Source organism: Serratia sp. CY83965 (assembly GCF_052166375.1).
GTDB lineage: Bacteria > Pseudomonadota > Gammaproteobacteria > Enterobacterales > Enterobacteriaceae > Serratia > Serratia marcescens.
The window spans coordinates 133,512-158,991 of sequence record NZ_JBJNOV010000003.1 but is presented as its reverse complement, the minus strand read 5'-3'; the positions used below and the strand labels follow the sequence as shown (position 1 = coordinate 158,991).

The 25,480-nt window shown below is 62.6% G+C and carries 25 protein-coding genes; 8 read left to right on the top strand and 17 right to left on the bottom strand.

Annotated elements, in window-relative coordinates:
- Nucleotides 1–179 precede the first annotated feature (179 nt).
- From ACJ8PL_RS08670 to ACJ8PL_RS08650, 5 genes are all read right to left on the bottom strand, one after another.
- Nucleotides 180–842, bottom strand: a complete 663-nt coding sequence (locus ACJ8PL_RS08670) for a DedA family protein (protein ID WP_004936130.1) — start codon at nucleotides 840–842, stop codon at nucleotides 180–182.
- Nucleotides 843–920: 78 nt separating this feature from the next.
- A complete protein-coding gene (truA, locus tag ACJ8PL_RS08665) occupies nucleotides 921–1,742 on the bottom strand; it encodes a tRNA pseudouridine(38-40) synthase TruA (protein ID WP_004936132.1) in 822 nt (273 codons plus the stop codon).
- On the bottom strand, nucleotides 1,742–2,752 hold the full coding sequence (locus ACJ8PL_RS08660; protein WP_004936134.1) for an aspartate-semialdehyde dehydrogenase: 1,011 nt from the start codon (nucleotides 2,750–2,752) through the stop codon (nucleotides 1,742–1,744). Before ACJ8PL_RS08660 ends, truA begins: the two co-directional genes overlap by 1 nt.
- Nucleotides 2,753–2,860: 108 nt before the next feature.
- Nucleotides 2,861–3,982 carry a 4-phosphoerythronate dehydrogenase PdxB gene (gene pdxB, locus ACJ8PL_RS08655; protein WP_016926879.1) on the bottom strand — a complete coding sequence of 374 codons (1,122 nt, stop codon included), beginning with the start codon at nucleotides 3,980–3,982 and terminating at the stop codon, nucleotides 2,861–2,863.
- 53 nt (nucleotides 3,983–4,035) lie between these two features.
- On the bottom strand, nucleotides 4,036–4,809 hold the full coding sequence (locus tag ACJ8PL_RS08650; RefSeq protein ID WP_015378596.1) for an AraC family transcriptional regulator: 774 nt from the start codon (nucleotides 4,807–4,809) through the stop codon (nucleotides 4,036–4,038).
- 117 nt (nucleotides 4,810–4,926) lie between these two features.
- On the opposite strand from ACJ8PL_RS08650, the gene ACJ8PL_RS08645 reads away from it, so the two are divergent.
- Nucleotides 4,927–5,847 carry a DMT family transporter gene (locus ACJ8PL_RS08645; RefSeq protein ID WP_016926878.1) on the top strand — a complete coding sequence of 307 codons (921 nt, stop codon included), beginning with the start codon at nucleotides 4,927–4,929 and terminating at the stop codon, nucleotides 5,845–5,847.
- On the opposite strand, the gene ACJ8PL_RS08640 is transcribed toward ACJ8PL_RS08645, so the two are convergent.
- The 3 genes from ACJ8PL_RS08640 to ACJ8PL_RS08630 form a co-directional block, all read right to left on the bottom strand.
- Nucleotides 5,844–7,262: a sensor histidine kinase gene (locus tag ACJ8PL_RS08640; RefSeq protein WP_016926877.1), complete on the bottom strand. Its 1,419-nt coding sequence runs from the start codon at nucleotides 7,260–7,262 to the stop codon at nucleotides 5,844–5,846. The genes ACJ8PL_RS08645 and ACJ8PL_RS08640 overlap by 4 nt on opposite strands.
- The gene (gene tctD / locus ACJ8PL_RS08635) at nucleotides 7,249–7,923 is read right to left on the bottom strand and encodes a transcriptional regulator TctD (RefSeq protein WP_016926876.1); all 675 of its coding nucleotides are present in this window, start codon (nucleotides 7,921–7,923) and stop codon (nucleotides 7,249–7,251) included. Before tctD ends, ACJ8PL_RS08640 begins: the two co-directional genes overlap by 14 nt.
- Nucleotides 7,924–8,090: 167 nt before the next feature.
- Entirely contained in the window at nucleotides 8,091–8,420 is a 330-nt protein-coding gene (locus tag ACJ8PL_RS08630) for a hypothetical protein (protein WP_016926875.1), read from the bottom strand.
- 275 nt (nucleotides 8,421–8,695) lie between these two features.
- Here ACJ8PL_RS08630 and ACJ8PL_RS08625 point away from each other — a divergent pair, with 275 nt between their 5' ends.
- The 3 genes from ACJ8PL_RS08625 to ACJ8PL_RS08615 are packed head-to-tail and all read left to right on the top strand — an operon-like array spanning nucleotide 8,696 to nucleotide 11,652.
- Entirely contained in the window at nucleotides 8,696–9,676 is a 981-nt protein-coding gene (locus ACJ8PL_RS08625) for a Bug family tripartite tricarboxylate transporter substrate binding protein (protein WP_028127751.1), read from the top strand.
- 15 nt (nucleotides 9,677–9,691) lie between these two features.
- Nucleotides 9,692–10,123 (top strand): tripartite tricarboxylate transporter TctB family protein, encoded by a 432-nt coding sequence (locus ACJ8PL_RS08620; protein ID WP_016926873.1) that lies wholly within the window; start codon nucleotides 9,692–9,694, stop codon nucleotides 10,121–10,123.
- Between the two features lie 11 nt (nucleotides 10,124–10,134).
- Nucleotides 10,135–11,652, top strand: coding sequence for a tripartite tricarboxylate transporter permease (locus ACJ8PL_RS08615; RefSeq protein WP_016926872.1), 1,518 nt, complete (start codon nucleotides 10,135–10,137; stop codon nucleotides 11,650–11,652).
- A gap of 34 nt (nucleotides 11,653–11,686) precedes the next feature.
- Here ACJ8PL_RS08615 and ACJ8PL_RS08610 read toward each other — a convergent pair whose 3' ends face one another.
- Both ACJ8PL_RS08610 and ACJ8PL_RS08605 read right to left on the bottom strand, forming a co-directional pair.
- Nucleotides 11,687–12,316: a CatB-related O-acetyltransferase gene (locus ACJ8PL_RS08610; protein ID WP_016926871.1), complete on the bottom strand. Its 630-nt coding sequence runs from the start codon at nucleotides 12,314–12,316 to the stop codon at nucleotides 11,687–11,689.
- Between the two features lie 156 nt (nucleotides 12,317–12,472).
- Nucleotides 12,473–13,468 (bottom strand): DMT family transporter, encoded by a 996-nt coding sequence (locus ACJ8PL_RS08605; protein WP_421086002.1) that lies wholly within the window; start codon nucleotides 13,466–13,468, stop codon nucleotides 12,473–12,475.
- A 172-nt stretch (nucleotides 13,469–13,640) separates the two neighbouring features.
- Between ACJ8PL_RS08605 and pdxR (ACJ8PL_RS08600) the strand changes: the two genes are divergently transcribed.
- Nucleotides 13,641–15,107 carry a MocR-like pyridoxine biosynthesis transcription factor PdxR gene (gene pdxR / locus ACJ8PL_RS08600; protein WP_123867373.1) on the top strand — a complete coding sequence of 489 codons (1,467 nt, stop codon included), beginning with the start codon at nucleotides 13,641–13,643 and terminating at the stop codon, nucleotides 15,105–15,107.
- Here pdxR (ACJ8PL_RS08600) and ACJ8PL_RS08595 read toward each other — a convergent pair.
- From ACJ8PL_RS08595 to ACJ8PL_RS08580, 4 genes are read right to left on the bottom strand one after another with little or no spacing between them, the layout of a single operon-like run.
- On the bottom strand, nucleotides 15,104–15,604 hold the full coding sequence (locus tag ACJ8PL_RS08595) for a protein disulfide oxidoreductase (RefSeq protein ID WP_016926868.1): 501 nt from the start codon (nucleotides 15,602–15,604) through the stop codon (nucleotides 15,104–15,106). The genes pdxR (ACJ8PL_RS08600) and ACJ8PL_RS08595 overlap by 4 nt on opposite strands.
- Nucleotides 15,597–16,313 carry a DsbA family protein gene (locus tag ACJ8PL_RS08590; RefSeq protein WP_049300074.1) on the bottom strand — a complete coding sequence of 239 codons (717 nt, stop codon included), beginning with the start codon at nucleotides 16,311–16,313 and terminating at the stop codon, nucleotides 15,597–15,599. Before ACJ8PL_RS08590 ends, ACJ8PL_RS08595 begins: the two co-directional genes overlap by 8 nt.
- Nucleotides 16,310–18,346, bottom strand: coding sequence for a protein-disulfide reductase DsbD family protein (locus ACJ8PL_RS08585; RefSeq protein WP_261419517.1), 2,037 nt, complete (start codon nucleotides 18,344–18,346; stop codon nucleotides 16,310–16,312). The genes ACJ8PL_RS08590 and ACJ8PL_RS08585 overlap by 4 nt, the downstream gene beginning before the upstream one ends.
- Before the next feature lie 49 nt (nucleotides 18,347–18,395).
- Entirely contained in the window at nucleotides 18,396–18,758 is a 363-nt protein-coding gene (locus tag ACJ8PL_RS08580) for a hypothetical protein (protein WP_033639760.1), read from the bottom strand.
- 205 nt (nucleotides 18,759–18,963) lie between these two features.
- Between ACJ8PL_RS08580 and flk the strand changes: the two genes are divergently transcribed.
- Nucleotides 18,964–19,992 (top strand): flagella biosynthesis regulator Flk, encoded by a 1,029-nt coding sequence (flk, locus tag ACJ8PL_RS08575; protein WP_261419518.1) that lies wholly within the window; start codon nucleotides 18,964–18,966, stop codon nucleotides 19,990–19,992.
- A 4-nt stretch (nucleotides 19,993–19,996) separates the two neighbouring features.
- Here the strand turns inward: flk and ACJ8PL_RS08570 are convergent, their stop codons facing one another.
- Nucleotides 19,997–20,452, bottom strand: coding sequence for a rhodanese-like domain-containing protein (locus ACJ8PL_RS08570; RefSeq protein WP_016926863.1), 456 nt, complete (start codon nucleotides 20,450–20,452; stop codon nucleotides 19,997–19,999).
- A 93-nt stretch (nucleotides 20,453–20,545) separates the two neighbouring features.
- Between ACJ8PL_RS08570 and pdxR (ACJ8PL_RS08565) the strand changes: the two genes are divergently transcribed.
- Entirely contained in the window at nucleotides 20,546–21,979 is a 1,434-nt protein-coding gene (pdxR, locus tag ACJ8PL_RS08565; protein WP_016926862.1) for a MocR-like pyridoxine biosynthesis transcription factor PdxR, read from the top strand.
- Nucleotides 21,980–22,006: 27 nt separating this feature from the next.
- On the opposite strand, the gene ACJ8PL_RS08560 is transcribed toward pdxR (ACJ8PL_RS08565), so the two are convergent.
- Nucleotides 22,007–22,903, bottom strand: coding sequence for an endonuclease/exonuclease/phosphatase family protein (locus tag ACJ8PL_RS08560; RefSeq protein ID WP_016926861.1), 897 nt, complete (start codon nucleotides 22,901–22,903; stop codon nucleotides 22,007–22,009).
- 217 nt (nucleotides 22,904–23,120) lie between these two features.
- Between ACJ8PL_RS08560 and pepT the strand changes: the two genes are divergently transcribed.
- Nucleotides 23,121–24,368, top strand: coding sequence for a peptidase T (pepT, locus tag ACJ8PL_RS08555; protein WP_116403458.1), 1,248 nt, complete (start codon nucleotides 23,121–23,123; stop codon nucleotides 24,366–24,368).
- Here the strand turns inward: pepT and ACJ8PL_RS08550 are convergent.
- Nucleotides 24,365–25,477, bottom strand: a complete 1,113-nt coding sequence (locus tag ACJ8PL_RS08550; protein WP_016926859.1) for an SLC13 family permease — start codon at nucleotides 25,475–25,477, stop codon at nucleotides 24,365–24,367. The genes pepT and ACJ8PL_RS08550 overlap by 4 nt on opposite strands.
- Between the last annotated feature and the right edge of the window lie 3 nt (nucleotides 25,478–25,480).

The following is a 25,480-nucleotide window of genomic DNA, read 5'->3' as shown; positions in this document are numbered from 1 at the left end:
ACAATCCCCCCGAAAACACCCCAATGAAAAAATGCCCGTTCGCGGCGCGGCAAGCGCGGCGACTGAGGCATCGGCTTCAGGGTTGTTCGCAGGAACAGACCATAATGTCGCTCATTAAACCATATCGGCCCGACGCTGTGGACAAAAAACTGGTCGAACCGACAGGTTAAGCGATGTTTTTACTGTTTTTGCTGGCGGGCGGCCGCGCGCTTGTGGCGCCAAATTTCAATCACGCCCGGTAGAATCGAAACGATGATGATCCCGACGATCAACAGCTTCAGGTTCTCCTGCACCACTGGCAGATCGCCGAACAGATAGCCAGCATAAGTGAAGAGCAGCACCCAAACCAGTGCGCCAATCACGTTGTAGGCGGCGAAGTGGCGATAGGACATATGCCCCATGCCCGCGACGAACGGCGCAAAAGTACGCACGATCGGCACGAATCGCGCCAGAATAATCGTTTTCCCACCGTGCTTCTCATAGAACTGATGCGTCTTGTCCAAGTAGCTGCGGCGGAAGATTTTCGAATTCGGGTTGCTGAACAGCTTCTCGCCGAACAACCGCCCGATAGTGTAGTTCACCGCATCGCCGATGATCGCCGCCACGGCCATCAACGCCACCATGGTATGCACGTTCAGATCGTTGGTCGGCAACGCCGCCAGCGCGCCGGCGACGAACAGCAAAGAATCCCCCGGCAGGAACGGCGTCACCACCAGACCGGTTTCGCAAAACAGGATCAGGAACAGAATAGCGTAGACCCACATGCCGTATTGTGCGACCAGTTCGGCCAAGTGCACATCAATATGCAGAATAAAATCAATAATAAACTTGATGATGTCCATAAATTCTCTCATTGATGCCGGGCGTTTCAATCACCCGGCAGAAGCACAAGGGAGCAACGCTTTCAGGCGTGCCGGCGTTTAATCGTCGGGCAAAAACAGCGGCCCCATCGGCGGCCGCGGTAGACCAAAGTGGTCAGGGTAATCCACGGCAACCAGATACAGCCCCTCGGCTCGCGCCGTCGCCGCCGCCAGATTGCGATCCTTCAGCGCCAGCAACTCGGCCATCCAGTTCTCACCCTGATTGCCGCAGCCGATCTCCATCAGGCTGCCGACGATGTTGCGAACCATATGATGCACAAAGGCATTCGCCTTGATATCTACCACAATATATTCGCCGTAGCGCGTAACCTTAACGTGTTTTACGCAACGCCACGGGGTGCGCGACTGACATTGCACCGCGCGGAACGACGTGAAGTCGTTCTCGCCCAGCAGCGCCTGCGCCGCCCGGTGCATGCGATCGGCGTCCAGCGGGTGATAAAAATGCGTCACCCCCTGCTGCAGCACCGCCGGCCGGTAGCGATGGTTGAAAATGATATAGCGGTAGCGGCGCGCGGTGGCGCTGAAACGCGCGTGAAAATCGTCGGCGACGGGGCTCACCCAACGCACCGCGATGTCCGGCGGCAAATGGGTATTCACCCCCATCGTCCAGGCGGCATCCTTGCGGCGCGCAGTGGTTTCGAAATGCACCACCTGCCCGGTGGCGTGCACCCCGGCGTCGGTGCGCCCGGCGCACAGCACGGTAATCGGCGCATCCGCCACCTTGCTCAACGCCTGCTCCAAGCGTTCCTGCACGCTGGCCACTTCTTGCTGCCGCTGCCAGCCGTAGTACCGGCTGCCGTCATATTCGATGCCCAGCGCTACCTTCAGCGTCGGCTGAGCGGGCGAGACCACCTCAGACATCAGTACATCTGCTCCTGCACCAGACGCTCGGCGGTTTCGATAGCCATCAACGCGCCGCCGAAGCGCACATTGTCCGCTACCGTCCAGAACTGCAGCAGCTCGGGGATGCCGTAATCGTTACGCAGGCAACCGATGCTGAGCGCATCGCTGCCGGAAGCGTCGGTGACCTGGGTCGGGTAATCGTCCTCTTCGCTCAGCTGAATGTCTTCGACCTCTTCGAGCTCGCTGCGCGCCTCTTCGGCGGACAGCGGGCGCAGCGCTTCCAGGTGCACCACCTGCGCGTGGCCGTAAAACACCGGCGACTGAACGCAGCTCACCGAAATCGGCAGCCCTTCATCCTGCAGCACCTTGCGCACCTGATCGACGATCAGGCGCTCTTCGCGCACGCTGCCCTGCTCGTCGGCGACAAGCGGCAGCAGGTTGAACGCCAGCTGTTTACCGAAGACGCCTTCCTCGGCCGGAATGCCATTCAGCAGGCGCGCGCTCTGGCCGGCCAAGTCGTCCACCGCCACCTTGCCGCGCGACGATACCGACATCAGCGTGGTGACGTGCAGACGCGACAGCCCCGCCTGTTCGGTCAGCGGTTTGATCGCCGTCAGCAGTTGGCTGACCATGCTGTCGGCCACCGCCACGATATTGCGGTTACGGTAATCCGCCAGCACCTGCGGGTTCACGCCCGGCACCACCAGCGGCACATCCGGCTCCATGGCGAACAGGCCGCTGGTGTCGATCACCAGGCAGCCCATGTTGCCGGCTTCTTCGGCATAGCGCGCGGAAGCGTCGCTGCCGGCGACGAAGAAGGCCAGCTGCGCCTGCGACCAGTCGAACTCTTCGGCGTTTTGCACCAGAAGAGACTTGCCGTTGAAGCGCACATTGGCGCCCGCGCTGCGTTCGCTTGCCAGAGGATAGAGTTCACCCACCGGGAACTGGCGTTCCTGCAACAATTCCAGCAACGCTTCACCTACCGCGCCAGTGGCGCCGAGCAGCGCGATATTCCAGCCGTCAGACATCGGGTTTTCTCCAGAGTATTTCATTCATAAAAGCACACGGGCAGTGCAATCACCGCCCGATAATCTTTACCGCTCACTGTAGCGGCGTTGGCTTAAGACAACCTTACGCTACGCCACGCTGAAGCCCAGCTTGCCGAGCAGCTCGGCGCTGGCGCTGTCATCGCATTGCACGGCCAGCGAAGACCACTCGCGGCGCTCCTGGTAGTGCTTGCGCAGGCGATCGAATTCGCCCGGTTGCCCGGCGACTTTGCGCAGTGGCGCATCATCGCGGCGCACATCATACACCAAGTGCATCAATCGTTTTAACCGCGCTTCATCCAGCGGGCCGTTGAGGCGGATCAGGCTGAACTCCGGCACCGGCAGCAGCGAGGCCAGCGCCACCTGCTGCGGCTGCCCCAGATGGCGGCTGAACGCTTCGAACACCTGGGTGGTGCCGCGCGCCTTGCCTTCCAGCGTATACCCGGCGATATGCGCGGTGCCGATATCCACCCGCGCCAGCAGCGGCAAGGCGAGATCCGGCTCGGGTTCCCACACGTCCAGCACCGTGCTCAACTTTTTGCCCTTTTCCAACGCCTGCAGCAGCGCGGTGTTATCCACCACCGGCCCGCGACAGGCGTTGATCAGAATGCGGTTGTCCGGCAGCGCCGCCAACAGATCCGCATCCGCCAGATGCAGCGAATGGTAAGGGCCGGATTTATTCAGCGGCGTATGGAAGGTCAGCACATCGGCCTCGGCCACCAGCTTCTCCAACGGCCAAAACTCCCCGGCGTCGCCGCGATCGGCACGCGGCGGATCGCACAGCAGCGTGCGCACGCCCAGCGCTTTGAGGCGCGCGTCCAGGCGGGAACCGACGTTGCCCACGCCGACGATGCCGACGGTTTTATCCCGCAGTTGGAAGCCGTCGCGTTCGGCCAGCAGCATCAAGGCGGAGAACACATACTCGACCACCGCGATGGCGTTGCAGCCCGGCGCGGCGGAAAACCCGATGCCCTGCCGTTGCAGCCAGGCGTCATCAACGTGATCGGTGCCGGCGGTGGCGGTGCCGACAAAGCCAATGCGGCTGCCGGCCAACAAGGCTTCATTGACCTTGGTGACCGAACGCACCATCAGCGCATCGGCATCCGCCAGCGCCTCGCGCGGGATCGGACGCCCCGGCACCGCCTGCACGTCGCCCAAGCGGCTGAACAGCTCGGCCGCGTAGGGCATATTTTCATCAACCAGAATTTTCACTGCGTTCTCCGACGGTTTACGGCTATTTGTCTGCGAAATAGTGTGCCACTGAATCAGGCACGGCGAAAGCGTTCAGGGGTGGTGCCGGCGATCTGCTGGAACATGACGATAAAGGCCGACGCGGAGCTGTAGCCGACGTCCAACGCCACGTCCTGCACGGTTTTGCCCTGCTCGAGCAACGACACGGCATGCAGAAAACGCAGGCGCTGGCGCCACTCGCTGAACGACATGCCCAGATCCTGCTGGCAGCGGCGCGACAGCGTGCGCTCGGTGGTGTAGACCCGCGCCGCCCACGTCGCCAGCGAGGTGTTGTCCGCCGGACAATGCTCCAGCGCTTCCAGCACCGGCGCCAAAAATTTGTCGTCCGACGACGGCAGATAGGTTTGCTGACGCGGCGACAGGCGCAGCTGATCGATCAGCACCTGGCACAGGCGCAAATCCTCCTCCGCCTGCGGAATGTACTGCTTGCGCGCATAGAAATCCTCGGCGATGGCGCGGAAGATGGGCGTGACGCTCACCAGACAGGGGTCGGCCGGCATACCGGCGCACAGCGCCGGCGTGATGTCCACCATGCGGCACTGCGCCAGTCGCTGGTTGTAGCAGGAGTGTTCGATGCCCGCCGGCGCCCACAACACGAACTCCGGCGGCGCCAGAAAGCGCTGCCCGCCGATGCGCAGCACCATCACCCCGGCCTTGACCCACATCAACTGGCCCCAGGTGTGGCTGTGCGGCTGGAATTCGGTGCGCGCGTTAAACTCTTCGCAGCGGAACTGCACCGGGTTGGGCGCCGGGATCAGCGACTCGGGGAAATGGCGGATTTCTGGCATGGTTTCGTCCCGTGATTTGTCTTGTTTACGCCGATTTTTGTCTGGATATCGCTATATATGATAAACCGGACACGCGTAGACTAGCCAGCATGTTGGACGTTATTGAGAATAATTATCATGAATATGCTCTTCCCGCTGTTGGCCGTGCTGATTTGGTCGATTAACGCCGTCGTCAGCAAACTCTCCGCCACCGCCATCGATCCGGCGGCCATTTCGCTCTACCGCTGGCTGCTGGCGCTGGTTGCCCTGACGCCGTTCGTGCTGCCGGGCGTGCTGCGCAATTGGGCGCAGGTGCGCGCCAACTGGTGGAAGTTGATGATCCTCGGCCTGCTGGGCATGGTGCTGTATCAAAGCCTGGCCTATTACGCGGCGCACAGCGTCAGCGCGCTGTTTATGGGCATCATCGTGTCGCTGATCCCGCTGCTGACCATCCTGATCAGCATCGTCCTGCTGCGCATTGCGCCGACCGTCGGTGTGCTGCTCGGCAGTATTCTCTCCTTCGGCGGTTTGATCTGGCTGGTCAGCGGCGGCCAGCCCGGCGTACTGCTGCAGCACGGTATCGGCAAGGGGGAATTGATGATGCTACTCGCCACCGCCTCTTACGCGCTGTATGGCGTGTTGACCAAACGCTGGGCCATCGCGCTGCCGAACTGGCAATCGCTGTACGTGCAGATCCTGTTCGGCGTGCTGCTGCTGCTGCCTAATTTCCTGATGGCGCAGGATGTCGGCTTGAACGGCCATAACCTGCCGCTGGTGCTGTTCGCCGGCATTCCGGCTTCGATCATCGCCCCGTTCCTGTGGATCCAGGGCGTGATGCGCCTGGGCGCCAACACCGCCTCGATCTTCATGAACCTGGCGCCGGTGTTTACCGCCGCTATCGCCGTGCTGTTCCTGCATGAGCAGTTGCACGGTTACCACCTGATCGGCGGCGGCATTACCCTGCTGGGCGTTATCCTGTCGCAGCGGCTGCGCACGCCGCTGACGCGTAAAGCCAAAGTCCCGGCGGCTGACGTCGAGTCCTGCAAAGAACAGGCTTAAGACAACAGCCTGAAACGCACCCGCACCAACAGGCCGCCCAGCGCGGCGGAGCTCAACAGCTCCGGGCGGGTGCCGTGATACGCGGTGATATCCTTCACCAGCGCCAGCCCCAGGCCGGCGCCCGGCTGATCGCCCACGTTGTCCAGCCGGTGAAACGGCTGCAGCGCCAGCGCCTTGTCCTGTAAGGCGATGCCGGGGCCGCTGTCTTCAATCTCCAGCACGCCTTCCCCCGTCTCCTTTCCCTGCGTGAGGCGAGCGGTGACCACGCCCTGACGCGGTGTGTATTTCAACGCATTGTCCAACAGGTTGGCGCACAGTTCGGCCAACAGCAGCGGTTCCCCTGCCACCTGACACGCCGCTTCACCTTCGAAACCGAGATCGATCTGTTTGCTGCGCGCCTGCGGCAAGCGCGAAAAACAGGCGTCGCGCAGCACCTGCGCCAGGTTGACCGGCTGCAGCTTGCGCTCGGCCTGGTGCTCGCTGGCCTTCAGGCGTGAGAGATACAGCAGGCGGTCGGTCAGTGCCACGGTATTGTCCAGCGTCGCGCTCATCGCCTGCAGGCTTTCACGCCACTGCTGCGGCCGATCGCTGGCCAGCGCCACCCCGACCTGCGTCTTCAACACCGCCAGCGGCGTGCGCAGCTGGTGGGAAGCGTCGGCGCTGAAGCGTTCCTGACGCGCCACCATCAGCCGCAGCCGTTCGATATAGCGATTGAACGCCACCAGCAGCGGCTGCATCTCCGACCACGGCAATACCCGCGGCAAGGGCGTCAGCTCGCCCGGATCGCGCCGCAGCATGATGCCGGAGAGTTTACGCATCGGCTTCAACACCCGCTTGAGCAGCGCGAACGCCAGGATCAGGGTCAACACCACCACCGTGCCCTGGCTCAGCAGCGCCGCGATCATCATCTGCCGCGCCAGGTAACGGCGCGATTCCAGGGTTTCCGCCACCAAAATGGTCGCCATGCCGCTCACCCCCGACTCGTTGACCGGTTGAAACAGCGCCGCCACGCGGATCGGCCGGCCGAGGTATTCCGCATCATAAAAATGCACCAGCGCCGGGTAGAGCGTGGAGCGCGGGATATGGGGCGGCAGCGACGGCAAATCGTCATAGCCCGAGATGCTTTTTCCCTGCGGCGAAATCACCTCGTAATACAGCTGATCGTTCATGTTGCGCTCGAAGCTGTCGAGCACTACATAGGGCACATCGACCGCCAGCTTGCCTTCGCGCACCACCAGTCGCTCCGCCACGGTGCGCGCCGACGCCAGCAGCGTGCGATCGTAAGCCAATGTGGCGGCGCTCATGGCGCTGAAATAGTGGGTGTAGATAGAGATACCGCCCAACGCCAGCAGCGGCAGGCCAAAAAACAGCAGCAGTTGATAGAACAGCGAACGCGGCGCATTAAACCACCGCATTGCAGAGCTCCAGGCTGTAGCCCAGACCGCGCAGCGTGACGATCGCCACATCGCTGCCCTGCAGCTTTTTCCGCAGGCGGTGTACGTAAAGCTCGATGCTCTCGGGATTGGCCTCGTCGGACAGCGTAAACACCTGCTCGAACAGCTGTTGTTTGGCCACCGGGCGGCCGCGCCGATGCATCAGCGCGGTCAACACCGCCAGTTCGCGCGGCGTCAGCGCTAGCGGCTTGCTCTCCAGCAGAAAATAGCCTTCGTCATGGTAGGTCAACGCGCCGTACTGCAACGCCGGCTGCGGGGCGCCGACGCTGCGGCGCAGCAGCGCCCGAATACGCGCTTCCAGCTCGTCCAGTTCGAACGGCTTGGTGAGGTAATCGTCCGCCCCCAGATTCAGGCCCTTTACCCGATCGGCCACGTCGGTGCGCGCCGTCAGCAGCAACACCGGCAGATCCTGCCCGCGCTTGCGCAGGCGCGCCAGCAAATCCAGGCCGTTCAAACGCGGCAGCGCCACATCCAACACCGCCAGCGCATAACGCTCGTTGAGCAACAGATGATCGGCCGCCACGCCGTCCGGAGCGACGTCGACGGCAAACCCGGCGCCGGTCAGCGCCTTTTGCAACCAGTGAGACAGCTCGGGGTGATCTTCAACCAATAACAGTCGCATGTTCCCATTCCATTGATTTATCTGAACAACCTGGCTCCGACACGGCGTCCGTTAACAGGCTGATAACAGAGAATGGCATGGAAAATAAGGGGATAAAAGAGCGCCGCGCCGCCAGTTTTGGGAGCTGGCACACAATTATGCGTATGGAGCGCGATCGCAGGGCGGCGTCAGATCAGCGGAATGGGGCTATCGGCCACGGCAATGTCCAGCACCGAGCGCAGCTTGTCGGCGGTAAACGGTGCAGAAACCAGCACGGAGCGATTGTTGACGGCAAATACCAGATCGATGCCGGTCACGCAGGCGGTCATCTGGCAGGCATATCTTTCACCGGCGGCGTTGACGAAATGCAGCTCAAACACGCCAACCTCGGCGCGCAGTCGCTTCAAACGGCACTGCCCGGTTCCACCGACCATCTCCGCGTAGACCTCAGGCAACCGTTTAATCGCGCATACTTTGGCGCTGTCCCTGCCGCTAAACAATTTCCCTAACGAAAACATATCACTGCGTCTCTATTCATTTCACTGATCATGATTTTATCGCGAAAGCAAAACGGCAAACCTGATATTACGCAGGATTTTGGCCGGTTTTGCGCCCTGTTCCTGCCAGCATTTCTATGGTAGCGCACCCGTGATTCGCTAGCGACAAGAGACCCTAATCACAGACTGGAAACTTTTCCGGCCACTGAAAGGTAAATGAAAGGTTGTTGTTTTAACAATCCTGCAACCGCGCTCAGCGGGATTCACAACCAGAACAATACCGAGGGCAAGCCACAATGAAAAAAATAATGACCCGTACCTTGACCGCCGCCGCACTGTTGCTGGCGGCCTCTCAGGCCTTTGCCGGGGAAGCGCCCAAACGCACCGAATGCATTGCGCCGGCCAAGCCCGGCGGCGGCTTCGATCTGACCTGCAAGCTGATTCAGGTGTCGTTGCAGGACACCAAGGCCATCGATAAACCGATGCGCGTCACCTATATGCCCGGCGGCGTCGGCGCGGTGGCCTACAACGCCATCGTCGCGCAGCGCCCGGCGGAGTTCGGCACCGTGGTGGCCTTCTCCGGCGGTTCGCTGCTCAATCTGGCTCAGGGCAAGTTCGGCCGCTATAACGTGGACGACGTGAAATGGCTGGCGGCGGTCGGAACCGACTACGGCATGATCGCGGTGCGCGCCGACTCGCCTTACAAAACCCTGAAAGACCTGATGGACGCCTTCCAAAAAGATCCCAACAGCGTGGTGTTCGGCGCCGGCGCCTCCATCGGCAGCCAGGACTGGATGAAAACCGCGCTGCTGGCGCGCGAAGTCGGCGTGGATCCGCGCAAGATGCGCTACGTGGCGTTCGAAGGCGGCGGCGAGCCGGTCACCGCGCTGCTGGGCAACCATATTCAGGCGGTTTCCGGTGACCTGAGCGAGATGGTGCCTTACCTGCAGGGCGACAAAATCCGCGTGCTGGCGGTGTATGCCGAGCAACGTTTGCCGGGCCAGTTGGCCGACATTCCGACCGCCAAAGAACAGGGGTACAGCCTGGTGTGGCCGATCATTCGCGGCTTCTACGTCGGGCCGAAAGTCAGCGATGAAGAGTATCAGTGGTGGATCGACACCTTCCAGAAAATGATGGCGACAGACGAATTCAAGCAGCAGCGCGATCTGCGCGGCCTGTTCGAATTCAATATGACCGGCAAAGAGCTGGACGCCTACGTGAAGAATCAGGTTGCCCAATACCGTGAGCAGGCGAAAGTGTTCGGCCTGGCCAAATAACCGCAGGGGAAAACCATGAGCGATCGTATTTTTGCCGGCTTTTGGCTGCTGCTGTGTATCGGCGGGCTGTTCATCGGCTGGGGCATTCAAAGCGAATACAGCTATGAACCGCTGGGGCCGCGCCCGTTCCCGCTGGCGATCCTCAGCCTGATGGCGCTGTGCGCGGCCCTGTTGCTGCTGCGCCGCCCACAGGCGGTGGAATGGCCGCACCACAAGGTGCTGCAGCGGCTGCTGGTGCTGGTGATCACCCTGGTGCTGTATGCCTGGGGCTTTGAATGGCTGGGCTTTCCGCTGGCGACCGCGCTGCTGACGTTCAGCATCGGCCTGTTGTTTCAGGCCAGCCTGCCGGCGGCGGCCATCTCCGGCGTCGTCATGGGCGCAGCGCTGTACTACGCCTTTGACCAACTTCTCGATGTCACACTGCCGCTCGGCATCTGGCTGAGCTAACGGGAGCGATGATGGATACCTGGATGTATTTGACCCAAGGGTTTGAAGTGGCGCTGGTGCCGCAGAACCTGATTATCGCCCTGATCGGCTGCTTCGTTGGCACCATCGTCGGCCTGTTGCCGGGGCTGGGGCCGATCAACGGCGTGGCGATCCTGCTGCCGCTGGCGTTCGCCCTAAAACTGCCGGCCGAATCGGCGCTGATCCTGCTGGCGACGGTGTATATCGGCTGCGAATACGGCGGGCGCATCTCGTCGATTCTGCTCAACGTGCCAGGCGACGCGGCGGCGATCATGACCGCGCTGGACGGCTACCCGATGGCGCAGCAGGGGCGCGCCGGCGTGGCGCTGTCCATCTCGGCGGTCAGCTCGTTTGTCGGCTCGATGATCGCCATCGGCGGCATCATTCTGTTCGCGCCGCTGCTGGCCCGCTGGTCGCTGGCCTTCGGCCCGGCCGAGTATTTCGCCCTGATGGTGTTCGCCATCGCCTGCCTCGGCAGCATGATGAGCCAGAACCCGCTAAAATCGCTGCTGGCGGCGCTGATCGGCCTGGGATTGGCGACGGTGGGCGTCGACGCCAACACCGGCGTTTACCGCTTTACCTTCGACAGCGTGCATCTCTCCGACGGCGTGCAGTTTATCGTGGTGGTGATCGGCCTGTTCTCGGTCAGCGAAATCCTGCTGATGCTGGAAAGCACCAGCGCCGGGCAAAAGCTGGTGCGTAAAACCGGCCGCCTGCTGTTCAACCGTAAAGAGGCGGCGCAGTGCGCAGGCCCGACCCTGCGCTCGTCGGTGATCGGTTTCTTCGTCGGCATTCTGCCGGGCGCCGGCGCCACCATCGCCAGCGCGTTGACCTACATGACCGAGAAGAAAATCAGCGGCAACAGCGACACCTTCGGCAAGGGCGACATTCGCGGCGTAGCGGCGCCGGAAGCGGCCAACAACGCCTCGGCCTGCGGCTCGTTCATTCCGATGCTGACGCTGGGGGTACCGGGTTCCGGCACCACGGCGGTGATGATGGGCGCGCTGACGCTGTACAACATCACCCCCGGCCCGGCGATGTTCACCGAACAGCCGGATATCGTCTGGGGGCTGATCGCCGCGCTGCTGATCGCTAACGTCATTTTGCTGATCATGAACCTGCCGCTGGTCGGCCTGTTCACCCGCATGCTGACCATCCCGCTGTGGTTCCTGGTGCCGGCGATCGCCGCGGTGTCGGCGGTAGGGGTTTATGCGGTGCACAGCACCACCTTCGACCTGCTGTTGATGGTCGGGTTGGGCGTGTTCGGCTACATTCTGCGGAAAATGCATTTCCCGATGTCGCCGCTGATTCTGGGCTTTGTGCTGGGTGAGATGCTGGAACAAAACCTGCGCCGCGCGCTGTCGATCAGCAACGGCGAGTTCGGCATTCTGTGGAGCAGCAGCATCGCGCAAACGCTGCTGGTATTGGCGGTCGCGGTGCTGGCGTTGCCGCCGCTGCTGCGCCTGATGCGCAAACGCCGCCAACCGGCGGCCGAGGCCAAGGCCGAATAACGCGAAACGGGCGGGGATCCCCCGCCCGTGGTGTTTAACGGCGCAAGGCCGCAATTCCCTTTTCCAGCGCCCCGATATCGTCATCGGCAAGCAGAGGCTGGATCACCGCAAAGTCCGCCTCGGACAAGTCATAGAGGCGCAACGCAAGCAACCGCGCGATGATTTCCGGCGTGAATCGCCAACGGATAAACGTCGCCGGGTTACCGCCGACGATGGCATAAGGTTCAACATCGCCGGCCACCACGCTGCCGGCGGCGACGATCGCCCCTTCGCCTATCGATACCCCCGGCATCAACATCGCCCGCATGCCGATCCAGCAACCGTCACCCAGCCGGGTATCGCCTTTGGGACGGTATGCCTGCTTGATGGTTGCCATAAACGGGTACAGGCTCAGCCAGTCGATGCGGTGGGTGTGATTACCGCCCATCAGGATCACCGCTTCGGCCGCGATGCACACGTAATCGCCGATCAGCAAACGGTCTATTTCGCCCAGCGGCTGCCATTGCCGGCTGACCGCGTCGCCGTGCAGATAGCGCACCACCGAGCGTTCGAAGCCGTTGTCCCAGCAGTCGCTGTAGTAGCTGTGGGTGCCTTTGACGATTATATTCGGGTTGGTCACCGTCTGATGCAGCAGCTCGGTTTTGGACCAGTGTTTTTCGGACATGGCGTATTCTCTTGTTACGGGAATAAAAGCCACGGAACGGAGTGTCTGTGGCCGTGTTGTCGTTCACTCAACACGGCCATTCAAGCGATAAGCGCTCGTTTCAATCTCGGGTTATTCATCATTACCGCCTCTCTTGCGAGGCGTAATGCTAACCGATCACGCCTCGGCGGTCTTGCTTTTCAACAGCAGCACCCCGCCCATCACCAACGCGCTGCCCAGCAGCTGCAGCTGATTCATGTTCTCCCCCAGCAGGAAATAGGCGATCACCGCGGTGAACACTAGCTCCAGCGACAGGATCAGGTTGGCTACCGCCAGCGGCAGCGTTTTCAGGCTGATGTTATACAACCCGAAACCCAGCAGCGTCGGCCCGGCGGCCAACGCCAGCAGCAACAGCCAGCCGCTCCACTGAATGCCCTGCGCGCTGTGCGACAGGAACCACAGATCGCCGGCCATGCCGTGGAACGCCGCCAACGGGAACGCCGTCAGCGCCGCATTGAACGCCAGCTGATACAGCGCCGAAAACCCGAACACGTACAGGATGGTGTTCCACACCGGATAGCCGCGTTCGCTGGCCACCCGCCCGCCGAGGGTATACAGGGTATAACCGATGCCCGACAGCATCCCCACCAGCAGCCCCAGCAGATCGAAGTGGCTGTTCCCCATGCTGTCGCCATTGCTGACCAGGAAGCAGCCGCCCAGGCTGATGGCGATCACCAGCAATTGGCGCAGCGTCAGGCGTTCGCTATACATCACCCAGCCGAGGAATACGGTAAAGCCCACCGAACAGTAGGTCAGAATGGTCGCCACCGACGCACCGTTCAGCGCCACCGACAGCGTCCACAGGCTGTTGAACAGCGCCAGCAGCAGCCCGTAAAGCGCGTAGAACACCACCTGCTCACGGCGCAGACGCGCCCACTGCGGTTTCACCAGCAACAGCAGCGGCAACAACACCAACGCCACCAGCGCCGCGCGCCAGAACGCCAGCACGAAGGTCGGCAGGTGGTAATACTCGGTCAGCGCGCGGATGATGATGGCGGTAAAGGCCAGCAGCATGGCGCTGATAATGGCGATGACGTACCCCTGGCTGCTGCCCTGAAAGAGGCGCGCGCCGGGCAGCGCCGGCCGGGCGGAAACGCCTGACGATAATGACATGAGATCCTCGGAGAAATGGCGACATAAATACTCAGGCACAGAGTGTAACGCGGCCATTTTTTCTCACTATAGCCACTTTGCGGCGTTGTCATGCAGGCCACTTTTCTGCGCTTGAAGCCCTGTTGACATGGGGTATAGTGAAAATATCTCTCCCTAACCGGGCCAATTTCGCATGCACATCCCGTTAGATCGCGAACAGGACGTTCCGCTCTATTTACAGATCGAAGAAGCGCTGCGGCGCGCCATCCTCACCGGCGTGTTCGTCGATGGCGACAAGCTGCCCTCGACGCGCACGCTGGCGACCGAGCTGGCGGTCAGCCGTTTAACGGTGGATAACGCCTACGCCGAGCTGGCGGCCAAGGGCTTTTTGCATCAGCGGCGCGGCAGCGGCGCCTATGTCGCGCACCCGCAGGCGCAAACTCGCCCGGCCCGCCCGACCAGCGACGCCCCTTTCCCGCTGGAGAGCTTCACCACCCTCACCTCGCGTCTGGACGGCTACGCCGACGCCCCGCTGCCGGAGGGGCTGATCAACTTCGCCGCCGGCGTCGGCAGCCCCAAAATATTTCCGCTGGAGGCGTTTCGCAAAGTGCTGCTGTCGGTGCTCAGCCGCCACGCGGAAGAGGCCTTCAGCTACGGCGAATACTGCGGCTACTATCCGCTGCGCGATACGCTGAGCCGCATCCTCAGCGCCCAGGGCATCCCCACGCAGGCGGAACAGGTGCTGATCACCAACGGTTCGCAGCATGCCATCAGTCTGGTGGTGCAAAGCCTGCTGGCGCCGGGTGATACGGTGATCGTCGAAGAGCCGACCTACGCCGAAGCGCTGGGTCTGCTGCGCCAGCACCGCATCAATATCGTCACCGTGCCCGGCGACCGCCACGGCATGCGGGTGGATTTGCTGCCGGAGTTGTTGGAACGCCACCGCCCCAAACTGATCTACACCATCCCCAACTTCCACAACCCGACCGGCCGTTGCCTGAGCGAGACGCGCCGGCGACGTCTGCTGGCAATCGCCCAACAGGCCGGCGTGGTGATCCTGGAAGACGACTTCGTCGGCGATCTGCGTTATCAAGGCAAACAACTGCCGTCGCTGCGCGCGCTGGCGCAGCCGGGCGCGGTGATCTACGTCAGCACCTTCTCCAAAATGCTGCTGCCCAGCATGCGCATCGGCTATCTGGTGGCGGACAGCGAACACTATCAGCGTTTCGCCAGGCTGAAGCACGTCGACAGCTTCACCAGTTCCAGCCTGATCCAGCGGGCGCTGGACGCGTTCGTCACCGTCGGCCGTTACGATAAGCAGCTGCGGCGCGCCGGGCGCGTCTATCGCCTGCATCTGGAAGTGATGATCGACGCGTTGCAACGGCAGCTGCCGCCGGGGTGCCGTTTCGAAACGCCGCAAGGCGGCTTGTTTATCTGGCTGACGCTGCCCGCGACGGTGACCACCGCCGAACTGATGCCGGCGGCCTGGCGGCACGGTGTCACCTTTGCCCGCGGTGAATGCTTCTATGCGCAGGAACAGCTGGGCGCACACGGCCTGCGGCTAAACTTCGCCGCCAACTCGCCGCCGCAGATTGAAGAAGGTATCGCCCGGCTGTGCCGGGCGATTGAGGAAGTGATAGCGGAGAAAAGCGCCGGTTAGACGGCGGCCCACCACAGCCGCAGCTTCATCCCCCAGTAGCTGGTCCAGCCGGTGGTGCTCTGCACCACCTTGCCCTGCGAGATCACCACGAAGGTCGGCGTCACGCCAATCCGCCACTGTGCCGACAGCGCGCCGGCCGGATCGTTGACCACCGGCAGCGCCAGCCGTTTACGCGCCAGCCACTGTTTCACCTGGGTATCGTCGCCCGAGCGCAGCGCGACGGTCAGCACGTTGCCGCCCTCCGCCTGCAAGCGGGCGACGTCCGGCGTGGTGAAACGGCAAACGCCGCACCAGCTGGCCCAAAAGTAAACCAGCAGCGGCCGCTCATGGCTAAGCTGCGCCAACGACACGCGCTCGCCGTCCAGCGAGGTCAGCGTCTGGGCATCGAAGGCCGGCGGCGCCTGCGGCGCGTTCAGCCAATCCATCACCGTGACCACCGCCAATGCGATCAGCGCCAGCAGCAGCAACTCGCGCCCCCAGCGCTTGAGCTTAGCCATTGTTGGCCTTCGCCAGCTGCTGCTTCACCATCGTTTCCAGCTCTTCATACGACACCGCTCCCGGCAGCATCCGATCGCCGATCAGCGTCGCCGGCGTTCCTTGTACGCCCAGTTGCTCCGCCAACGCCATATTGCTGCGCAGCGTGGTCATGCTCTGTTCGCTCGGCGCCACCGCCTTGACGCCGGTTTTCTCCTGCGCGGCGGCGATGCTGGCATTGTCGTGGAAGCCCTTTTTCGCCATCAGCCGCTGATGCAAGGCCCAGAATTGCTCCGGGTGCTGCTGCCAGGTGGTGAGCGCCACGCGCGCCGAGCTGACCGAACTTTCGCCCTTGAACGGCAGCAGCTTCACCACCAGCGCCACATCCGGGTATTGCTTGACGATCTTCTCCAGCATCGGATCAAACCGCTTGCAGTACGGGCAGTTATAGTCGGTAAAGGTCACCAGCGTCAGTTTGGCGTTGGCGGCGCCCAGCCGCGGGCTGGCCGGATCCTGATACAGCGTTTTGGCGTTCTGCTTGATAGCCTGGCTGATTTGCTGGCTGGCGGTTTGCTGCTGCCAGGCGTCCACCGCCTGCGCCAGAATGTCCGGGTTGGACACCAGCGTTTCGCGGATCATCTCTTTGATACGCGCCTCTTGCGCCGGGGTGAAAGGCTCGGCGGCCCACACCGGGGCGGCGATGATCATCAGTAAAATCAGTAGTTTTTTCATTGTTCGGTTCCTTTGGCATGGGAAAGCGTTTGCAGCACGGCGTCACGGGTCAACAGCGGGGATAACACCTCGCCGTCCGGGCTGCCGGGGCCATAGATTTGGTTGAAAGGCACGGCGACGCTGCCGCGCCTTTGCAGGAAGGCGCTGATGTCGGCCGACGGGCGGCTCCAGTCGCCGCGCAGCGCGACCACATCATCGGCGCTCAACGCCCGCTGTATGTCATCGCGCAGCAGCACATTGAATTTGTTGGCTTTGCAGGTCACGCACCAGTCGGCGGTCACGTCGACGAACACCCGCTTATGCTGCGCCAGCGCCTCGGCGATCGCCTGTTCGCTCAGCGGTTGCCACTGCACCCGATCCTGCAAGGGTTGACGCCACAGACCGGCGGTCAGCGAGCCGGCCAGCAAGGCCGCGCCCGCCAGCACCAACGTGCCCGCCGCCAGCTTGGCCGCCAACCGTGCCCCTTGCTGGCGCCACACCGCCAGCAGTAATGCCAGCAACGCCAGCGCCCCCAGCCACAGCGTGGCCTGCGCGCCGATATGATTGCTCAGCAGGCTCAGCAACCACAGCGACGACGCCAGCATCAGCAATCCCATCGCCAGCTTGACGGTATTCATCCAGCGGCCGGGGCGCGGCAACCGCAGCGCCAGCGACGGCCAGGCGGCGATCAGCAGCCACGGCAGACTCATGCCGATGCCGAGCGCGATGAACATGCCCCACAGCACCGGCAGCGACGCCGCCAGCGCGAAGGCCACCGCCGTGCCGAGAAACGGCGCCGAGCACGGCGTCGCCAGCAGCGTGGCGAACGCGCCCTGCCAGAAATGGCCGCTCAGACCGTGCCCGTTATGGGTCGCCAGCGAGGTATTCAGATCGGATGAGAGTCGCAGATGGAACAGGCCGAACAGGTTGGCGCTGAACAGCAGCGTCACCAGCACCATAAAGCCGATAAACCACGGATTCTGGAACTGAATGCCCCAGCCGAGCGCGTGGTTGCCGAGCCGCAGCAGCGTCATCAGCAGGGCCAACGCCATAAACGAGGCGACGATGCCCAGCGACGACGCCAGAAACTGCAGACGAACGCTGCGCCGATCGCGCCGCTCCACCTGCAGGATGGAGCCGAGTTTGATGCCCAACACCGGCAGGACGCACGGCATCAGATTGAGGATCAACCCGCCCGCCAGCGCCATCAATACCGCCTGCCATAGCGGGAACGCCGCACCGGCCGGCGCGGCCAGCGGCTCGCCGATCGGCAGCGTTATCTGCTGCGCCATGCCGCCGTCGTCGATCACCAACGTCAGCGTTTTGCCGCGCAGATCCGGCGCCGCATCGCCCCAGCCATCGCTGACCGGCACTCGCGCCAACAGCTGAGCGCCGTCGGTCTCGACCTGCGGCTTGCCGAGATCGGCATCCGCCAGGGTATCGAAGAACAGCGCAGGCTGTTGCCAGCCGGCGGCGCGTTCGGCGGAAATCTGCAGCTCGCCGCTGCGATACCCGGCCTTGACGCTTTCCGCCAACCCGGCGGCGATCGGCACCTGCCCCATTGCCTGCGCGAAGTCATGGTTAAACTGCGGATCGTTCGGCGTGGTCAGATCCAGACTGAACGGGTAGTCGGTCAGAATGCAGACGTTGCTGCAGGTGGACAGCGTCAGCGTACCCGCCAGCGGGCCGGACACCTGGCCTGGCATCACGATCGGCAGCGTGACCCGATCGTGATAGCCCTGGGTGGAAATGCCGGCCACTTCGAAACGCTGCGGCGTCGGCCAGTGCCAGGTCGCCGGCGGCGGGTTACCCTGCCAGACGATAGCCGGCGCGATGCCGCCTTCGCCTGGAGAGCGCCAGTAGGTTTTCCAGCCTTTTTGCAGCTCGACCGACAGCAGCAGGCGGGTCTCTCCCGGCTGTGACGTGTCGGCGCGCAGCCGCACCTTGGCATGATCGTTGGCCGGATTTTGCAGCCAGCCGCTGTCCGCCGCCTGCAAGGCAGGCAGCCACAGCATAAACAGGCAAGCGCAGGCCAGCCTGATAATTTTCAACATGTTAATTCTCCATAAATGATTAATTCACCGCGAAAAACGGGCGATTAACTCATTCACGGAAGACGCATAATCGAAGGTGCACCCTGAGGGTGGGCGGTGAAATGGCGCGGGGAGGAGGAATGCGCAGACGCGCGGCAATGGTCGGCGCCAACAGCGCCAGCAGCAGACCCAGCCCGAACAGCACGGTTTCGAACATTACCGGCGGCGCGGCCAGCAATGATTTGGCGCTCAGCTCACAGGGCGTCGGCTGCGCTTCGGCGGCGGCGTCACTGGATTGCACGGCAGTGGCGGCCGGGATCCCCAGCGTTTGCTGCAGCGCATGCAGGCCCGCCATGCGCTGGGTCATGCACGTCAGCACCACCAGGCAAGCCAGGCATAAAAACCATTTTGCAATCCGCTGCCGTTTAACCATGCCATCCTCATGTTCAGATCTGGGGTTATCTTAGCGACGCAGACGCGTTTAGCAACGTTTTGTCGGTAAAGAAATGTCTGAGCGGCGGTATTGATGGCGGCGATTTACAGGTATCATAGACGGTAAGCCTGCGCTTTTCGCCGGGTACGATGACGATTCTCTCCTCCAGGCACACTGCGGGGATACACAGCGAAGGACTGGTGATATGCAACCTTTGAGTGGGCCGGGCACCCCAATCGCCGGCGAACGCCCCCTCTCCCCGGGCAAAACGGCGGCCACTGACGATCAACCCCTCTCTCCGGCGCAGCGCACGACGCTGGAAAAACTGATCGTGAAAATCATGACGCTCAGCCCGGCCAAATCGGCGGAGATCTGGGCGTCTCTGCGTCACGATCTCGGCGCCGACAAAGGCGGCGAACTGCTGGCGCGCCATTTTCAACCGGCGGAACAGCTGCTGCAAACGCGCCTGACGCAGGCGCAACAAAACCATGCCGGGCGCCAACTGCTGCAACAGCTGGCCGAATTGCTGCCGCAGGGCAATAACCGCCAGGCGGTCAGCGACTTTATTCGCCAGCAGTTCGGCCATACGGTGTTGAGCCAGCTGAGCCCACCGCAATTGCAGCAGGTGCTGAATCTGTTGCAGACCGGCGGCCTGACCATTCCCCAGCCGCAGCAAACCGCCACCAGCGATCGCCCGCTGCTGCCCGCAGAGCATCAAAGCCTGCAGCAGCAGATCACCAAACTCAGCGCCGCGACCGGCGAAGCGCCGGCTAAAATCTGGCAAACGCTGTTCGATCTGGCGGGCGTGAAAACCAACGATCCGCTGCCGGCGCGCCACTTCCAGCTGCTGAACCAGTTTTTACAGGTGAAGGTGGCGCTCAGCCCGCAGAACGCGCCGACGCTGAACAACCTGCTGGCGGCGCTAAAACAGCCGGCGGATGAGCAAGAACTGCAGCAGATGAACGACTATTGCCAGGCGCGCTTCAACTGCGGTGCCAATGCACCGCTGACGCACCCGCAAATGAGCGACGCCATTCATCAGCTGTTTGCCCGCCGTCTGGATAAAGCCGGCCAGGCGCAGCCGATCGCCAGCCACCCTGTCGAACCGCAGCCGCTGCTCAACCCGCTGATCGCCGCTCTGCCTCTGCCGCTGCAGAAAGCGCTCAGCAAGCCGGCCGTGGCGCTGATCCTGTTGCTGTTGGCGTTGGCGGTCGTGCTGGCGCTGGTGTTTTAACGCCTCAGGCGCAGCCACAGTCCTCAGCAGCCGCCCGATCGCGCAGCGATCCCGGCTGTTCTCCGATGGCCAATGGATGGCCATCACGCAGCCAGAAGTCCAGCCCGCCGATCAGCTCCTTCACCCTGAATCCCAGTTTCGCCAGCTTGTAAGCGCCTTTGGTGGATCCGTTGCAGCCAATGCCGTCGCAGTAGGTCACATACACCTTTTTACGATCCAGATGCGCCGTGCCGGCTTCATCCATCAGGCGATGCGGCAAGCTGAACGCGCCGGGAATATGCCCGGCGGCGTACAGCGCCTCCGCGCGGGTATCGATCACCACTATCCCGTCCACGCCTTTGCGCAGATCTTCCGCCACATCCCAGGCATCCGCATAGCGGCTCAGTTTGGCCGCCAGGTAGGCCAAACTCTCTTCCGGCGCCGCCGGCGGAAAAGCCAGCACCAATGATTCTTTCGACATATCACTTACTCCCGTGCATCAAGACAGATGACAATAGTGCCCCATTTTGGTCTTATGATTGATACCCATTATCCACAGATGATAAGACCCATTATGCGGCACACGCTGATCACGCTGTTTCAGCAATCGCCCCAGGCCGTCGGCACACTGCGCGATCGTTTGTGCGCGGCATTGCGGCAAGCCATCCACCACGGCGCATTGAGCATTGGGCAACGCCTGCCCTCCAGCCGAGTGCTGGCTGGGGATCTGAGCCTCTCAAGGGTGACCGTCGAAGCAGCCTACGGCCAGTTGGAGGCGGAAGGATATTTGCAGCGCCGCGTCGGCCAGGGCACCTTTGTGGCGATTACCATCGCCAAATCACCGCCGCCGGCAGCCGGCTCCGGCTTGCCGCGCCTTTCGCAGCGCGGCCAACAGATCGTGCAAACCGGCGGCTGCCGCGATCCGCAGCAGCCACAGGCGTTTGCCGCCGGCTCGCCGGATCTGCGCGCGTTTCCGCTGGCCTTGTGGAAGCAGCTGACCGCGCAGCGCCTGCGGCTACAGGGGGAAAGCCTGCTGCGCTACGGCGACCCGCAGGGCTATTTGCCGCTGCGTGAAGCGATTGCCGCCCACGTCAACCAAACGCGCGGCGTAATCTGCGATGCAAACCAGGTTATCGTGCTGACCAGTTCGCAGCAGGCGCTGCAGCTGATCGCCACGTTGCTGCTGGACAGCGGCGACAGCGTCTGGATGGAAGAACCGGGTTACGCCGGGGCGAGAAACGCCTTTATCAGCGCCGGCGCCGCCCTGACGCCGGTGGCGGTAGACGGCGACGGCCTGCACGCTGAGCCCTCCTTGCCCGAGCCGCGTTTGATTTATCTGACGCCCTCGCACCAATACCCAACCGGCGCAGCGCTCAGCCTGGCACGCCGATTGGCATTGCTGACGCTGGCGGAAAGGCAGCAGGCCTGGATCATTGAGGACGATTACGACAGCGAGTTTCATTACGACGGCCTGCCGATACCGGCGATGCAGGGCCTGGATCGCCGTGGCCGGGTACTGTACCTCGGCACCTTTTCCAAATCGCTGTTCCCTTCGTTGCGGTTGGCGTACCTGATCGTACCGCCCACGCTGGTTGAAGCGTTCGTCACCGCGCGCACGGTGTATGACGGCCACAGCGCGCAGCTGATGCAGGCGGTCACCGCCGAATTCATCCGCCAGGGGCACTTCGCCGCGCATATCCGCTACATGCGCCAACTCTACCATAGCCGGCGCGATGTGTTGCTGGCGGCAGTGCGCGAAAAACTCGGCCACTTCGCCACACCCGCTCCCGCCGCCGGCGGCCTGCAGCTCAGCGTCTGGCTGCCGCCCGGCCAGGAGGCGGCGCTCAGCCGGCAGGCGCGGCGGCTCGGCGTCCTTACGCCCGGGTTAACTGCGCAATACCAAACGGTTCAGGCCCAGCGCGACGGATGGCTGCTGGGCTTTTCGGCCCTGACGCCGGGCGAGATCCGCAGCGCCGTCGAGCGGCTGGCGCGGATCGCCGCGGCTTAGCCCTGCCCCGGAGAGACGCCGGCCGGCTTATTGCTCGGTCAGGCGCATCTCCGCAACCAGCGGCAGGTGATCGCTCACCGCCGGCCAGTGCACGCCGTTCCAATCGCCGCTGGCGTTCGGCACCGTCAGGCTGTCCAGATGCCAACGCTGCGCATTGCCGCTAAAGATGTAATCCACCTTGATTTCGGCGTTTTCCGCCGGCCAGCTGCGGCCGTCCTGCCCGTTGGGCATGATATCGTTCCAATAGCGGCTCAGCTCCAGCCAGGTGACGCTGCCCGGCACGTCGTTCATATCGCCGAACAGCAGTTTGATGCCGCGCACTTCGATGGTGCGATCGTTCAGCTCCCGTACCTGATCCAGACGCATCGTCGGATCTTCCTTGGTATCGAGGTGGGTGTTGAACAGGGTGATCGGCGTCGGGAACTCCGGCACATCGACCTTGGCGCTGAAGGCGATGCGCTGCTCGCGCTGGCCGGACGGCAACGGATAGATCACGGCATCGTGCAGCGGATACTTCGAGAGAAACGCCAGGCCGTATTCACCGCCGTCGAAATCGATCGCCCGGCCGAACACCGCCTGCATGCCGGTAAGCTTCGCCAGTTCCGCCGCCTGATCGACCCGCCCGCTGCGGGCGGTGAGTTTATCCACCTCCTGCAGCGCCACCACGTCGACGTTCATCGCGCGAATCGCCTTGGCGATGGCGGTCATATCGCTGACCTTGCCGGCGGCGATATTGAAGCTGGCGACGCGGATCTTCGGCGCCTGTTCCAGTTCGTAGGTTTTGTTCTTCAGGCCGCCCAACGCGCTGGCCACCTCGCGGCTGTTGGCGTTGCTGTTGGCGTGCCCGGTATCGGCAGACGACCAGGCGCTGTGAGAGATACCCAGGGACAGTAAGGTGATAAGCAGAGCGTGACCGGTGTGCATGAATTCTCCTTGAGGGACAGATAAGTGTTATGTGGGCGCATCCCGGCCCACAGCTAATACCGATTTTGCCGCAGAAACCTGCGACTATTTCCTAGTTGCACCGCTATTTTTCGTTTCTGCGCGATACTTCGCATTCTGGCGGTTTACGCATTGCACCGTTGGACAAACGGCTGATTTCGTTTTAAAACCGGTAGATTGCCAACCGCGAGGAGTTCCGATGACCAGCCCGATTGCCGAACAGCTTACCGAACGTTTCTTCCGCTATCTGGCGGTGACCAGCCAGAGTAACGCCGCCGCAGCCACCCTGCCCAGCACGCCGGGGCAGCATGAGATGGCGCAACTGTTGGCGGACGAGCTGCGCCGGCTCGGCCTGGCCGACGTGCAAATCGACGAGCACGCCACCGTGACCGCGCGCAAGCCCGGCACCCAACCCGGCGCGCCGCGCATCGGCTTCATCACGCATATCGACACCGTGGACGTTGGCCTCTCGCCCGAGATTCGCCCGCAGCGCCTGCGCTTCACCGGCGAAGATTTATGTCTGAACGCCGAGCAAGACATCTGGCTGCGGGTCGCCGAGCATCCGGAGATCCTGCCCTACCGGAACGAAGAGATCCTGTTCAGCGACGGCACCAGCGTGCTGGGCGCCGACAATAAGGCGGCGGTCACCGTGGTGATGACGCTGCTGGCCAACCTGACCGCGGCCGATCGCCACGGCGATATCGTGGTGGCGTTCGTGCCGGACGAAGAAATCGGCCTGCGCGGCGCCAAGGCGCTGGATCTGCAGCGCTTCCCCGTCGATTTCGCCTACACCATCGACTGCTGCGAACTGGGTGAAGTGGTATACGAGAATTTCAACGCGGCGGCGGCGGAGATCCTCATCGAGGGAGTGACCGCCCACCCGATGTCGGCGAAAAACGTGTTAATCAACCCAATACGCATCGCCAACGACATCATAAACCGATTCGACGTGCAGGATACCCCGGAGCACACCGAGGGGCGCGAGGGTTATTTCTGGTTCACCGATCTGGCCGCCAACGCCAATCAGGCGACGCTGAAGGTGTCGATTCGCGACTTCGATCGCGCGGCGTTCGAGACGCGCAAGGCCCGCCTTGAGGAGACGGTGCGCCAGGTGGCGGCCAACTATCCGCGCGCCAACGTCAGCTGCAGCGTCAGCGACATCTACAGCAACATCAGCAACGCCATCGGCGAGGACCGGCGCGCTATCGATCTGATCTTCGGCGCCCTCGCCGCCCACGGCATCCCGCCGAAGGTGATCCCTATGCGCGGCGGCACCGACGGCGCGGCGCTCTCCAGCCGCGGCATCCTGACGCCCAATTACTTCACCGGCGCGCATAACTTCCACTCGCGCTTCGAGTTTTTACCCGTCAGCGCCTTCGTGAAATCCTATCAGGTGACCCGCAGCATTTGCCTGCTGGCCGCGCGGCAAAGCGGCCAACCGGCTTAGCTCATCACCCAACCGAGCAACGCGGCCCATACCAACAGCGGCAGCGAATAATAGTGGAAGCGCAACCAGATCATGCGCTCCCCCGCCATGCGCAGCGCAATCAGGTTGGCGAGCGATCCGATCGCCAACCCGAAGCCGCCGGCGTTGACCGCATAGGCCAGCTGAGCGCTGGAAGGCACATAGTTGAGCAACAGTATGGTGGCCGGCACGTTGCTGACGATCTGCGACAGCCCAACGCCCAACGCATACACGCCGCCCTCGCTCAGCCCGGCGATGGCGGCGAACGCCGGCTGAAGCGGCGGCAAACGGGTAAACAGGCCGACATCGATGAACATGGCGGCGAACACGAAAATCAGGCTCCAGTCGATCTGCAACAGCACCCGGCGCGCCAGCAGCAAGAAACCGGCGAACACCGCCAACAGCCCATACAACGGCAGATCGAAATCGAGACTCAGCAGGAAAACCGCATACAGCCCTACGCAGCTCAGCAACAGCGGCCGCTGGTAGGGATACCCCTCGGTATTCGGCGCTTTCACAATGTCGCGCGCCGGGAAGCTTAACCAGGTCAGCGCCAGCAAGCTCAACATCATTGCGGCGCCAAACGGCGCCATCTGGCCGATGAAACCGAGGAAAGAGAGGCCGGAGCGGCTCCACAGCAGGATATTTTGCGGGTTGCCGATCGGCGTCAGCAACGAACCGGCGTTCACCGCCAGCGCCTGGAAGATGATCAAGCGGCCAACCGGCAGCGCCGACAGCTTTTTCAGCGTGATGGTGAGCGGAATGACGATAAACAGCGCCACATCGTTGGTAAGAAACGACGACAGTAGCGCAGCGGAAAACACCAGGAACAGCGCCAGCCGCCGTTCGCTGAGCAAGCGGTTGATAATCTTGCGGCCGACAAAATCGAAGTAACCGCTGACCTCCACGCCTTTGGTCAGCAGCATCAGCCCCAACAGGGTGATGAGGGTACGGCCGTCGATAAAACCACCCAGCGCTGTCAGCGGTTGCGGATGAAAAGCGAACATCGCCACGCCGGCCAGCAGCAATGCATGCAAGAAGCGATCTTTGATAAAGGGGTGGATAAGCCGAGAAATGGCGGTTGAACTCATGGT